A 13,280-nucleotide genomic window follows, 5' to 3' on the forward strand; every position below is an offset into this window, starting at 1 on the left:
CCCTCGGAGGTGCCGCGCCCCGGTCGTTCTGTGCTCGGCCCGCATCCACCACCCGGTGGCCGTGGCGGAAGAGGGGGCGCGGGGGCGAAGGGCACGTCCTCGCCGGAGGCGGCGACGACGGCGTCCGAGGCGGGCAGGTCGAACGGGAGGGTCGCGGTCATCGGGGCGCGGCCGAGGGCGGCGTCCAGGACGACCTCATCCGCGGCGCCGAACTCCCCGATCAGCAGGGCCGCGTGCGGGGCCAGCGGGGTGAGGACGGCGGGGTGAACACGGCGGGCCGTTCCAGCTGGGCGGCGAAGACCGTGGGCACGGTAGCGGCCAGTGCGGTGAGCCGCTCGACCTCGGCCGGCTCGAACTCCAGCGAACCGCTGTGGAAGTGCTGTTCGAGCATGCCCTCGCGCCGCTCGTACGGGGTGGCGAGGCGGACCACCGCCAGGTCGGCCTGCTCCGGGTCCTCGACGACGGTGCCGTAACCCGCGGCGGCCTCCGGGTCGATGCCCTCGACGTAGAGCCGGGTGGCGGTGCGCGGCTCGCCGGCCAGGTGGACCACGGAGCGGCGCTGGGCCTCGCGGCCGAGCGCCCGGCCCTCCGGAGCGCAGCGCGGCGAGGACGTGTTCGGCGGCGTCGGAGAGGAAGACGTGCAGCGGCGCCGGCCGTTCGGGCTGGTCGGTCACCGGTCGCCGCCAGCGGCGCACCCGGGCGAAGACAGGTCCGGCTTCGTTGGGCGTACGGCAGAGACCTGACCGGGGATCGCAGGAAGTCCAGCTCCTTGGCGAGACGACTCCGGCCGAGTCCGATGGCTGGCTGCTTACCGACGTGCCGCAGCCGCACGGACACCGACCCGATCCACCCGTGTCGGCCGACGTCCACGCGGCCGGACGAGCGGGCACCACCGCGGCGGGACCGTGGTCACCCCGGCACCGCCGGGACGGAGCAACCACCGACACCCCGCATTCAGTTTCCTGGTGACCCGCCCCGACCCGTACGACGTCCTCACCCGGTGGCTCGCCGCCGGCCTCGGCAAGCACGGCCGCGCCCTGCAGGGCACCACCCCCACCCGCTACGAGGCCGACCTGCGGGACTGGCTGTACTTCACCCAGGAGACCACCGGCATCGGCGCCTGGAACGCCGACGAGTCGACGGCCACCACCTGGGCCTACGCCCCCGCCCTGCGCCGCCCCAACCCCGACCGGCCCTCACGCCGCCCGCTCGCACCACGCGTCCCCCTGCACAACCCCGCCCGCCGCCTGGCCGCCCTCGCGGCGTTCTACGCCTACGCCGCCGACGCCGGCCACATCCCCGAGCCCCCCTTCAACGCCGCCGCACTGCGCCCCGCACCACACCGCTCCCCCTGGAGCAGGCCGCGGCTCTCCAGTACGCCGCCGACGACGCCCTGCCCGGCCGCCACCGCCGCGGGCCGTACGACACCGCCCCGCACCGCGACCGCCTCCTCGTCCACTCCTCCTCGACGGCCTGCGCCCCTGCCAGGCTGTCGGCATCGACCTGGAGGACCTGCACGAGGAGGACCCGCACCGCCGGATCCGCACCCTCACCTGCCCCGCCCCCAAGGGCGACGGCAGCATCACCCACCAACCCTCCCGCGAGGTCTGGTAGGCCATCGCCGACCACCTGTCCCACCGCATCGACGGCCGCGACCCGGACACCGGCCGCCGCCCCCCTGCTGACCAGCCGCAACGGCAGGCGCGACTGGACTCCAGCACCATGCCCGAACGCATCGTCAAAGCGATCGCCGCGCGGGTGCCGGAGCTCGTCTTCGAACCCAACACCGTCACCCCCGACCGCCTCGCCATGGCCCCCGCCGTCCTCCTCGACCACCCCCTGCCCCCACCCGCCCCCGACGGCTGGGCCTCACCCGGCACCCCGCCCCTCGAACTCCTGTGCCTCGACCTGCGCCACGCCCTCGACGCCGCCCCGCTCTGCCCGCCCGTCGAAGGCGGCTGCCCCCGCCGACTGCGAACGCTGCGCCGTCCGCAAACGGCTGTGGGCCCGGTGGGAGGAGCGCTGGAGTACCGCCGCCCCCGCGTACCTGTCCTGGCCGATTCCGCCCTACGACCACCGCCAACGCCCCGCCGAACGCCTCCTCGCTTACCACCAGGGCCGCTGCGCCGTCTGCGGCTCCGCCCCGGAAGCCGGCCCCCGCACACACCGAGGACCATGACCTCCACACCGGCCTCACCCGCGGGCTCCTCTGCCACCCGCAGGCGGAGCAGGGCGCAGCCCCGTTCTGGGTCCGCTACCACGAGCGCCCGCCCGCCGCCGTCCTCGACCTGGAGCTGCGCTATCCCGCGCTCGCACCGGGCCGCCCGTGACACCCGTGGCGCCGCCAGGATCGGACGGGTATGGCCGAAGGACGGCACATGTCCGGTTCGCCGCCGACCGCTGACGGGACGCAACGTGCCGCATCGCCATGCCCCGTGGACATGGGCCTCCGGCGGCTGGAGTTCCGCACGTGCGGGGGGCCGACAAGCACCCGGCGATCATCGTCTTCGTTCTAGACGAGGAACCATCCCCGCGCGTACGGAGCCGACCCAGCAACGGCGCTCTCCTGAAAGGTGACTCCCGAACCATCCCCGCGCGTGCGGGGCCGACTCGCCGTCACGCGTGACGACCAGCCACGTGTTCGAACCATCCCCGCGCGTGCGGGGCCGACCCGGACCGTCGTGGACGATCCGGGGCCCCTCGGGAACCATCCCCGCGCGTGCGGGGCCGACACTTCGTGACCTGCGAGTTTATCGGCGGGAGCGGGCCGAGAGAATCAGTCCGTCGAAGTCGACGGGCTTCCAGCGGTCCTTGCCAGCGGTGCGGACGGTCCAGCCTTGTTCGTTGGTGGCGGGTTCGACGAGGACGGCTTGGCCGTCGCCGATGCGGGTGGCGAGGAGTTCCCAGAGCCGGTCGCGGATGCGGCGGCTGGGGTTGCCGACGAAGACGCCGGCGTTGACTTCGACCATCCAGCGGGTGAGGTGGCCGCGGAGGCCTTCGGGGGCTGCAATGAGGATGATGACGGTCACGGGCTGCTCGTGTCCTGGGTGAACTCCGGGCCGATGATGGCCAGGTGTTCGTCACCCATCCCTGGTTCGGAGGCGGCGGGCACCGACGGGCCTTCCGTGCCGGACCAGTTGACGCCACCCTGGACGGCGCCGACGCGTTCGTCCCAGAGTTCGTTGACCTCGACGTCGGGCATCTCGGTGTCGTCCGGGCTGAGGAGCGCCTTGACGTCGTTCACGATGCGGCCCAGCAGCTTGTCCCGGGCAATGCGGTCGCGCAGGCCGAGGCGGGCGTCGCGCTCCTCGGTGTGCCCCTGCTGGGCGAGGTCGAAGGCGAGGGGGATGGTGTACTCGGCCTTGTAGAGGTCCGCGATGTCCAGGACGAACGAGGTCGCCAGTCCGGTGTGGACGAAGCCGAGCCCCGGGCTGGCGCCCAGACCGGTGACGACCGCGTGGCAGATCCCGTAAAGCGCGGCGTTGGCCGCCGACAGGAGCCGGTTCAGGTCGTCGCCTGCGGCGTGGGCGTCGCCAGCCTTGTAGACCCGTCCGTTCCAGGGGACGCCGGTGCGGCGGGACTCGGCCTGGTAGAGCTTCCGGATGCGGGCGCCCTCACGGCCGCGCAGTTGCTGCATCGTGGCGGTGCTGACGTCCTCGCCGGGGAACCGCATCCGGTACATGGTCCGCGCGACGGCCAGGCGCTCCTTGGTGCGGCTGACCAGCCAGGCCTGCCGGTTGAGGAGGGCCGCTCCTCGGCTGGGGCCGAGGCCGGCCGCGTACATGCGCACGCCCTGCTCGCCGACCCAGCACACGGTGGTGCCGGAGTCGGCGAGGAGGTTGACGGCGCCGTGGGTGATGCGGGTGCCCGGACCGAGCAGCATGACGGCGACCATGGCAGCGGGGACGCGGACGGTCTCGCGCTTGTTGATGACGACGACGGCGTTCTCATCACGGTCGATGTGGCTGCGTTCGACGTAGACGCTGGAGACGCGGTCGGCGAGGCGGTGCAGGTCGTGGGGGTGGGCTTTCCACCAGATGTCGGCCATCGGTCAGCGGGCTCCGGCGGGCAGCGGAGCGAGGGTGAGCAGGCCGCAGCCGTAGGCCTTGGAGGGGCCGATGCCGCCGAGGAGGGCGGCCTGCAGGAGGCCTGGGTCGCTGATGCGCAGGTGGCCTTCGAAGGTAGCGGTGGTGAGGGTGACCGAGGTGCGGGTGCCGGGCTTGGTGAAGGTGTTGCGGCTGCGGTCGGTGATCCGCACCTCCCGGGCGGGCCGCGCGTCGGCCGGGGTGTCCGAGGCGTCGGGTTCGAGGCCCGGCGCCGGACCGTCCGTGCGTGCCTCGGGGATGGTGAAGCCCCAGCGCTCGGTGCGGTCCAGGAACCAGGTGAGCTGCTGGGCGGCGGTGCGATGGGCCATGCGGTAGGAGCGGTGGTGGAGTTCGGCGGCGGTCTTGGTGCGGTGCACGCTCGCCTTGTCGGGCTTGGCGGTGTTCTGGACGGGGCTGGCCTTGACCCGGAAGGCGAACTCGCGGCCCACGGCGAGCTGGCCGAGCAGGGGGCTGTAGTCGCGGATCGCGTAGTGCTCGCCGTCGGCGTCGGGCCACCCGGCCTGTTCGACGATGTGGGTCCAGTCCGGCTTGGACGGGGTGAGGACCAGCAGCGCGGGGCGGCGCGGGTGGTCGGCGTCCAGGCGCCACAGGACCCGGTCGCCGGGGGCGATGTCGGGGACGCCGGCCGTGACGGCGCCGTGCAGGGCGCGGGGGTTGGCGAGCAGGGTGCGGCTGGCGGCGCGCAGGGGGTTGATGCGGACGCGGGAGAGGTAGGTCATCGGGTCACCAGCCCAGCAGGGCGAACGGGTCGTGGCCGCCAGCCTCGGTGGCCGGCTGGGTGGTCGTGGTCGTGTTCGTCGGGTCGAGGCCGGTGGGAACGGTGAGCCAGGCGTGGCGGATTCTCCGAGTGGAGAAGCCGCGTTCGCGGGGGTCGAAGGAACGCGGGACGTCCTGGAGGGTGTCGTCACCCGACGGGTCGTCGAAGGTCGCGGCCAGGTCGATCCGGTGCGGGGAGAACGGCTCCGGGCTCTTCCGGGACCGCCGCCGGTAGGCCTCCTTGGCAGCGACGCCCGCCTGCCAGGGCTCGCCCGCCAGGGCATCCTCCAGGGTCCCGTCGCGTACCGCGCCGAGGGCGATCGGCTGGGTGGGGACGCAGGAACGCCGGCCGAGGGCGAGCGGGAAGGCTGGGCGGCGGATCGCCTCGGCGAGCATCTCGACGAGCGCGGCCGGGCCCTGGACGGCGGCGACGAACACCGCGTCCTGGAGGTAGTAGCGGTGGGTGACGTGGGTGTCCTTGGCCGGGGAGGTCGGCTTCTGGATCCCCTTGGCGTTGACCCCGGCCTGCGGCAGCGGCCGGCCCCGGTAGTCGCTGACGGTGTGGTAGTCGCGCAGCAGCGTTCCGGGCTGGTCGATGCGCACGCCCAGGCGCAGCCCGACCAGGTCGGTAATGTCCGCTTCGCGCGGACGGCCCGCGGCCGCGGCGAGCAGGCCGACGACGCCGGACTTGGTCGGCTGGGGCCTGCTGTCGCGGCGGTTGAAGGCGCTGCGGTCGCCCCAGGACTGGAGAGGACCTGCCAGCCGCAGCACGAGGACCGCCTGCGCCTCGCCCTGCGGGGCCGGGGCCGGTGCGGGGGTGGGGTCGGCGGGCATCAGTTGTCGTTCACCCCCTCGATGAGCACGGTGCGCAGGCCCTCGCGCAGGTCGGGGAAGGTGCGGTTCGCACCGAAGGCCTCCAGCAGCTTCCCCCCGGTCTCCTCCGTGTCGGCGCCGAGGGTGTGGCAGATGCCGACGTACAGCGGGGTGTCGCCCCACTGCTCGGTGGCGTTGGCGAACTCCGCCGCGAGGCGGCGCGCGGACTCGGCGACGATGCCCTGGCTCGCCGGGACGGGGTTCTCGTACGCGGATACGAGGTTGACTGGCTGGTCGGCGCGCACGACGACGGCCACCAGGCTCGGGCGGGTGCGGTGGGCGAAGGAGTTGCCGTAACCGGTGGGCATGGAACGGGCGAAGGAGTCGACGAACAGGTCGACGGCGTCGACGGCGGCCTTGTCGTCGCCGAGGTTCTCCCGCAGCTGGTGCAGGCCGACGGTCGCGTAGCGATAGAGGGTCGCGGAGTTGAAGCCGATGGTGCCGATCATGCCGGCGCCGGTCTCGTCCTCGCTGTTCTCGTCGTCGACAGCCGTGTAGTAGTCAAATTCGAGCTCGGCGGCGTGGGTGGAGATCGCGTGCGCGACCTGGGTGGCGGCGTCGACATTGAGTCCGGGGATGTCGGCGACCATGCGGCCGAACAACGCCACGTCGGCCGGGTGGCCGGTCTGCAGCTGCTCCTTGACCGGCAGGGTCTTGACGGCCTCCTCAAGGGCCTTGGCGTCGAGGGCGGCGAGGTCGGTGGCATTGTCGGCGACCAGGGCGACGATGGCGTCCAGCTGGCGGCGCCCGTAGAAGAGCAGGTAGGCGGTGTCGCCCGCCTTCTTGCCCGCGGAGATTCCGGTCGACTTGATCAGCGCATCGGCGATCCGCTGCGCGTCTTCGGCCGCGATGCCGCTGCGCTCGGCGATGCCCTTGGCGAGCTGGGAGGCGATCCGCTTGGTGCGGGTGGCGAGGTCCTGCGGGTCGCGGCTCTCGGTGAAGTGGATCCGGGTGGCGCGCTTCCAGGCCTGGGAGGAGACGCGGGAGCGTCGCTTGCCGCCGAAGTAGGCCTCCTTCGGGTTGCCGTTGTCGTCCCGGTTGAGGTTCGCCGGCGGGACGGTCTGCAGGATGTGCACGTCGATGTAGAGGCGGTCGGTCATGCGCTTCTCCTCGAAGGTGGTGGTGCCGGTGGTGGCGGGTGTGCCGGGGCTGCGGTTGCCCGCCGGCTCGGTCAGCTACCGGCGGCGCCCTTGTCCTTGTCCTTGTCCTTGCCCTTGTCCTTCCAGGCCTGATAGCCGATGGCCCACTTGAGGCGGACCTGCGGGCGCCGGTCGGTGTGGTGCCAGGCCTGGATGTCGGCCATCAGGTGGTTGTAGTCCAGCGGCTGCCCGACGGTCCGCAGCTGGGTGACCAGGCCGCGCAGATGCACCAGCAGCGCGGACACGCTGGTGGCGCCCGCGAGCTGGGCGACGCGGGTGTCGAGTGCCTCCTCGCTGAACTTGCCGCTGCGGCGCAGGGCTCGCAGGGCCTCGCCGAGCTTGACTCCTCGGCGGTGCATAGGCGTGGACTGGCTCTGCTGGTGCAGGCCGTAGAGGGCGAGGGCGGCGTGCTCGGCCTTCTGCTCGTCGGAGACCTCGTCGCGCAACGCCAGGACGTCGTTGACCTCGCAGCTGTAGAACGCACACATCTTGGGGCTGTCCATGACGGGGCGCCCGAGGCCGGAGCGCAGGGCCGCGAGGTCCTCGCCGGGCGGTCGGCGCGGCTGCTCGGTACGCGGGTCGATGCGCCAGGTGTGGTCGTGGGCGGTGAACCGGTCCCAGTACCGGCACCGCTTGGCGGCGGTGGTGTGCTCAGTAGTCAAGGTCCGCTCCGGAATCGGGATCGGGTCGGGTTCGAGGGCGGGTCCGGTCTCGGCCTCGCGGGCGGCGGCCGCTTCCCGAACGGCGTCGGCGTAACGGGGGAGAATCTCGTTGACCTGGCGCCGGAAGTTCGCGCCAGCGGTGCCGAGCCTGTAGGTCTGCGGTTTGCCCGACTTGCTTGCCGGGCCGACGATGCGGCCCGCGAAGGTGCTGGCAGGGGCGGCCAGCAGGAGCTCGTTCGCCGCCTCCCGTGCCAGGCGGTGGGCCAGTTCCTCCCAGGCGAGCCTGCCCCGCTCCAGGACGTCTTCGTCGGTTCCGGCGTCGCGGACGCCGGCGAGCAGGCGCCGCACCAGGGGGTCGAGGGTGTGCAGGAGGAGGTCGCCGGGGCGCTGGCCCTTGTCCCAGGGGATGGGGTCGGTCCCGGCGGCCCGGCGCAGGTCGGCGGAAAGGTTATTGACGGCCTTCGCGAGCTGTTCCGCCTGCTCGGCGACGTCCAGGAGGAGCTGGTGGGCCTCGCTGTCCTGGTGGAGGGCCAGCAGCGGCAGCGGGATCGCGTCGTGGATGACGTCCTCGACGACGGAGGACTGGGTGCCGTAGACCATGCCGAAGGTCTCGACCTGCAGCGGGTAGTCGGCCGTGAGTTTGCCGATCTCCCGCAGGGCGCTGGCCTCGTCGAGCAGAACGCTGGTCTCGAAGGCGCCGTCCGGGCCCTGGCGGATGGGGGTGAGGAGGGCGTCCAGGCCCCGCCAGGCGGCCTTGCCCTGGGTGTGCCGGCGCGGCCTGCGTTCGGGCAGTGCCGACACGGACTTCTTGGCGGGCGCGGTGAACGTCCAGGCGGTGTGCGGCTCCTGTACGGACAGGGCCGTGAGTCGGTCTCCGGCGCTGATGACCACCCGGGCGACCTTCAGCCGGCCGGAATCGTTCTCGTGCGGGATGAGCCGGATCCGCCGGGCCTGCCAGGTCCACAGGTCGAGCAGGCCCTCGGCCGCGCGCGGCTTCCAGGAGGGGCCGTGCGGACCCCTTGTCCACTGCGGGGCTCCGAGGACACCGATCGGCGTGACCGGCAGGTTCAGCAGAAGGGTCTCGTACAGGGTGCGCCCGATGGGGATGATGACGCCGAGCTGGCCGAGCGGACCGGTGGGATTCCCGGTCGTCTTGCCCGCCTTGACCTGGTCGTCGCCGACGACGCCGGTCTTGATCGCCGCGGTGTCCCAGCAGTGCGTGTGCACGAGCCAGTGGGCAGCCTGGGCCGGCGTCAGATCGAGCGGGTCCGCGTCGGTGCGGCTGGCGAAAACTGGCACGTTGTTGCCGCTCGCCGCGGTCGCCACCAGGGCCGCAGAGCCCTTCGTCTCGTCCTTGGCAGTCCGTAGCCCGGCGACCTGTGCGAACGGGTCGACCGGATCGAAGAGGTCGAACTTCGCGCGGTGCTCGTCTAGGTACGCCTGGAGCATGTTCAGCTCGTCCTCGGTGAACCCGTCCTTCTGCGCGAGCCGGTCACCCTTCTCCCGCAGCGTCCGGGGTGCGCCGGTGGCGTGGGCGACGACGGGCAACAGGACCTGGCGCAGGACGGCCGGCAGCTGGGTGGAGAACTCGACGACGAGGCCTTCCAGCTCGTGGGCACGGGCCAGGGCCTCGGCGATCCCCAGCTCCACGGGCGGCCCCCCGCCGACGGGGCGCACCGCCAACCACGGTTCGTCGACAAGGTTGTACCCAGGCACGCGCTGTTCTCCCAACTAGCCATGTTTAGCTCGTTGCTGGTTCATCGTGGCACCCGCGACTCTCCGGTGTGAGGCGAATGCTTGAATTGCCCCTCGGTCCCGCGGGTTTCATGCGCGGGGATGGCCCCTGGCCGTGTTTGCGAGCCGGGTTCGGCTGCAAGTAGGCCCCGCGCTCGCGGGGTTGGGGGTGTGTGGGCGGAGCGGCACTGCGTCTGTTCCGCCCACACGACCCGCTACCGGTACGGTCTTCCTCCGCTCACCACGAGGCCGAGCAGGTCGTCGTAGCGCAGCCGGAAGTCTCCGATGACCGCCTCGCCCTGACCGTCGAGCTCCAGGGCCAGGCTGTAGCGCAGCCACGGATGGTCCCGCCATCCCGGCAGGGGGCCGAGTGCCTGCTTCGCCGGTTCGGTCAGCCTGACGGGAAGGCGCACCGTCCCGGAGAGCACGTCGTCGACCACCGCCGCGGCGACTTCGCCGTTCGGCCCGAGCCTGCGGCCCGTCACCGCCCGGAAGCCGCCCTCCTCCCGGTGGACCAGGACCACCTCCACGCTGGGGTCCCCGTCCCGGACGAGGGCCTCGAACTGGCCTTCGGAGAGCGTGCCGTGGCCTCCGTAGTGCAGCCCTGCCAGCGTCGGCGACCCGTGCTCGCCCGCCCGGGTCAGCACGTACTCGGCGGCCTTCGCGCGACGCTCGGCCTGCCGCTGCTCCCACTCCTGCCGGCCCTGTGCCTCGGCCTTGGCCCATGCCGCCGGGACGACCGGGTCCGTGCCGTAGACCCGGGCGACCAGATCCGGCACCCGGCCCGGGATGTTCCACGCTCCTGCGGCGGCCGCCACCCGCTCGACCTCGGCGGCCGTCCGCAGGAGAAGGTAGCGGCCGTAGATCCCCTCGGAGGCGCGCAGGATGTACGGCGCGCCGTCACCGTCGAGGCCGACGCCGGTGACGACGACCGTGGGCCGGGACAGCGCGTGGGGGCGCTTGACGCCGTCGTGGCGGTGGAGGCGGCCGATGCGCTGGAGGAGGAGGTCGATCGGGGCGAGGTCGGTGATCAGCAGGTCGGCGTCGACGTCGAAGGACTGCTCCGCGAGCTGGGTGGCGACCACGATCAGTCTGCCGGGCCGCTCGACACCCTTCGCCGGCGGTCCGAGCTTGTCCAGCACCTCCTGCGTACGGTCGGCCCGATGGCCCGCGTGCAGGCGGCCGTGCAGAAGGCGGACGTCGGTGCCGTACTCCTTGTGGAGGGCGTCGAACGTGGCCTGGGCGCGGGCCACGGTGTTGCGGATGATCAGTACGCATCCGCCGTCGGCCAGCCTCTCCTTCAGATAGTCCGCCACGGCGGCGTCCGCCGGTTCCGGTACGTGCTGCGCGCCCTAGTGGGAAGCGCTACGCGTCGGCGGCTCGTCGAGCACCTCGATCCGCACCTTGAGGTCCTCGCGCCAGGATCCGGTGCTCTCGACCAGCAGCTGTGGGCTGCCGCCCTGTCCGGGCCAGGCCGCCGTCACGCTCGGGTAGCCCTGCGGCTCGGGGAGCTCCAGGGTCTCCGGAACCTCAGCGGACCGCGTACCAGCCAGGTATGCGGCGACCAAGCGGCGGCGCTGCTCGGGTGGCAGGGTCGCCGACAGCAGCACCACCGGCACCCCGGCCTGGCCGAGCCACCACAGGCCCTCCAGGAGGAACTGCGACATGTAGACGTCGGCGGCGTGGACCTCGTCCAGGATCACGACCTTGCCCACCAGGCCCGCCATCCGGAGCATCACGTGCTTGGTCCGGGTCGCGGCGTACAGGAGCTGGTCGATGGTGCCGACCGCGAACGGACTCAGCAGACCGCGGCGACGGCCCAGGAACCACTCGGCGGGAGCCCTGCGCTCCCCGTCCGGGCATCCGTCGCAGGAATCCGCGGACAGGCCGTACTCGTCCACGGTACGGAAGGGGTCGTCCGCCTCCTGACCCCACTCTCCTGCCCCCTCGAGCAGGCCACGCCATTCCTTGTTGAACATCCGCTTTCCATGCAGCAGCGCGACCTGGTCCTCCAGTCCGTCGCCGACCCCGCGCAGCCACGACCGGACCTGGGTGAACATCGGGTCCGCGGTCGCCTGGGTCGGCATGCCCAGGAACACCCCGTCCGCACCGTGACGCGCGGCCATCAACTCGGCCGCCGCCAGCGCCGCCTTCGTCTTCCCCTCCCCCATCGGCGCCTCGACGATCACCAGGCCCGCCCCGCCCATCCGGCGCACCACGTCGAGCACCAACTCCTGCGAGGGCCTGGGCCCGTGGCCGAAGCGGTCCCGGAACGTCTCCGGACCGGTACCGGCAACACTCCCCACCCACCACGCAGGCCGAGCCGCTCCCACGCCGCCGCGGCCCGCTGCCGCGCCTGCGGCATCGTCACCGCCGCCAGGTCCAACACCCCGGCGAAATGCCGCTCATCGCTGGCGATCCAGTCCGCCATCACCACGAAGCCGGACAGCTGGAGCTGCACCGCACGCCCCGGCACCAGGACAGGTTCCACCGCGGCCAACCGTGACTCTCCCTCGAAGCCGAGCTCCCGGGAGAACACCTCCACCAGCGCCGACTGAGCCAGCTTCCAGGACGGCCCCTTCCCCTGCAGGTCCGCCTTCTTCGGAGGCAACTGGCCCAGGGCGGGGAATCGGCCGTGGTGGCCGGCGACCAACGGCCAGACCCACTCGACCTGCTCCTCCGCCCACCCCGCGTCGGCGAGCACAGCCCGCAGCAGACGGCCGCCGGCCTTGTCGTGCCGCCAGGTCTCCGAGTTCACCGCGTACTTGTTCCAGGACAGGCCCGACCCGCGGACGGCGGCCTCCCCGGCGGGGTCAAGGCGTTGGAAGGCGGGCACGGCCTTGCCGCAGTCATGAATCCCGCACAGCCACGCGAACAGACGCCGCCCCATCCCCCGCCCCCCCGGCGACGGCGTCCAGACGCCGCCGCGTGACCGCTGGAAGGTAACGGTCCCACACGATCTCCGCCACCGCCGCGGTGTCCAGCATGTGCGACAACAGCAGGTTGGCAGTCCCCCCGGCCCGCCCCGCCGACTTGCCCCACAACGCCCCGAGCCAGCCCCTGGCCTCGGGCGGGTACAAGCGCCAGCGGTCCTCAACCATCGTCCTGAACCTCCATGAACGAGTACGCTCACGAGCCTAGGACCCAGCACTGACAACCCGCCCAGCCCATCGAAGAGATGACGTCACCACATGAGCACCACGACGGATCGCCGACCGAATCGAACTGAATCAACCAGCGCCTACTGAAACGCATCACCGCAGCTCAGGAAGTGTCGGCCCCGCGCTCGCGGGGGTTGCTCTTCGCGGACGCCCGCAACGGCAAAGTCTCCGTGGTCGGCCCCGCGCTCGCGGGGGTTGCTCCTCCACGTCGTCCCGCCCGCCCCGGACCCGGCGGTCGGCCCCGCGCTCGCGGGGGTTGCTCCCCGGATCTTGGGTTCCACGGGGAGGCCGGCGGGTCGGCCCCGCGCTCGCGGGGACTGTTCCGGCCGCGCGGGGATCGGCTGCCGCGGGTCTTCAGGGCGGTGGTGGCCTGGTCCACAGCCGGGCGGCGGTGGCGGTGGGGTCCTGGGCGGCGTCCAGCCGAGGGTCTGCAGCACGCGACCGCCGCCTACGGGCACTTCACGGTGGAGGAATCACCGGCTGAGGTCGCCGCCGCCCTGCGCGAACTGCTCGCGCGTCAGCCCGTTGCGCCGATCGGAGCAGCCGCTGGATGCACGCCGAGTGGTCGGCCAGGGCCAGGCGGTGGGCTCGAAGCGCAGCGCCCCGCCGCCCGGTGGGGGTGGAGGGCGCGCTCGCGGCAGACGAGCCACGCGTACACCGCGGTCGGAGGCCACTCGTCGTCACCGGCGCATCGGTCCCGGCGGCCCGGCACGAGTGCTCCGCATCCTCGTGGATGCGGAGTCCGGCCGTCGAAGTGACAGCCGGGCTCGGCCCCGGGCCCGAGCCTGGACTCGCCGTCGGCTTCGTGGGGTCCGTGGCTCGAGCAGGGCACGCCCGGCCATGCAATGT

9 protein-coding genes and 1 pseudogene are annotated in these 13,280 nt (G+C 72.6%); all 10 read right to left on the bottom strand.

Annotation, left to right across the window (positions count from 1 at the left end):
• Positions 1–220: 220 nt before the first annotated feature.
• The 10 genes and pseudogenes from ACWGKU_RS13855 to ACWGKU_RS13900 all read right to left on the bottom strand — a co-directional run bounded on the left by ACWGKU_RS13855 (position 221) and on the right by ACWGKU_RS13900 (position 12,371).
• Complete coding sequence (locus tag ACWGKU_RS13855; protein ID WP_331768773.1) at positions 221–550, bottom strand: hypothetical protein; 330 nt, start codon at positions 548–550, stop codon at positions 221–223.
• 2,200 nt (positions 551–2,750) lie between these two features.
• The gene (gene cas2e / locus ACWGKU_RS13860) at positions 2,751–3,029 is read right to left on the bottom strand and encodes a type I-E CRISPR-associated endoribonuclease Cas2e (protein ID WP_331768775.1); all 279 of its coding nucleotides are present in this window, start codon (positions 3,027–3,029) and stop codon (positions 2,751–2,753) included.
• Positions 3,026–4,048 (bottom strand): type I-E CRISPR-associated endonuclease Cas1e, encoded by a 1,023-nt coding sequence (gene cas1e, locus ACWGKU_RS13865; RefSeq protein WP_331768776.1) that lies wholly within the window; start codon positions 4,046–4,048, stop codon positions 3,026–3,028. The genes cas2e and cas1e overlap by 4 nt, the downstream gene beginning before the upstream one ends.
• Positions 4,049–4,051: 3 nt before the next feature.
• Complete coding sequence (cas6e, locus tag ACWGKU_RS13870) at positions 4,052–4,825, bottom strand: type I-E CRISPR-associated protein Cas6/Cse3/CasE (RefSeq protein WP_331768777.1); 774 nt, start codon at positions 4,823–4,825, stop codon at positions 4,052–4,054.
• A gap of 4 nt (positions 4,826–4,829) precedes the next feature.
• A complete protein-coding gene (gene cas5e / locus ACWGKU_RS13875) occupies positions 4,830–5,696 on the bottom strand; it encodes a type I-E CRISPR-associated protein Cas5/CasD (RefSeq protein ID WP_331768778.1) in 867 nt (288 codons plus the stop codon).
• Entirely contained in the window at positions 5,696–6,835 is a 1,140-nt protein-coding gene (cas7e, locus tag ACWGKU_RS13880) for a type I-E CRISPR-associated protein Cas7/Cse4/CasC (RefSeq protein ID WP_331768779.1), read from the bottom strand. Before cas7e ends, cas5e begins: the two co-directional genes overlap by 1 nt.
• A 71-nt stretch (positions 6,836–6,906) precedes the next feature.
• Positions 6,907–9,252: a type I-E CRISPR-associated protein Cse1/CasA gene (gene casA, locus ACWGKU_RS13885; RefSeq protein WP_331768780.1), complete on the bottom strand. Its 2,346-nt coding sequence runs from the start codon at positions 9,250–9,252 to the stop codon at positions 6,907–6,909.
• Between the two features lie 233 nt (positions 9,253–9,485).
• Positions 9,486–10,586, bottom strand: coding sequence for a helicase-related protein (locus ACWGKU_RS13890; protein WP_331768781.1), 1,101 nt, complete (start codon positions 10,584–10,586; stop codon positions 9,486–9,488).
• A gap of 36 nt (positions 10,587–10,622) precedes the next feature.
• Positions 10,623–11,501: a hypothetical protein gene (locus ACWGKU_RS13895; RefSeq protein WP_452191442.1), complete on the bottom strand. Its 879-nt coding sequence runs from the start codon at positions 11,499–11,501 to the stop codon at positions 10,623–10,625.
• A pseudogene (locus ACWGKU_RS13900) lies at positions 11,456–12,371 on the bottom strand (CRISPR-associated endonuclease Cas3''). Before ACWGKU_RS13900 ends, ACWGKU_RS13895 begins: the two are co-directional and overlap by 46 nt.
• Between the last annotated feature and the right edge of the window lie 909 nt (positions 12,372–13,280).

The organism is Kitasatospora sp. NPDC054768 (assembly GCF_053612025.1).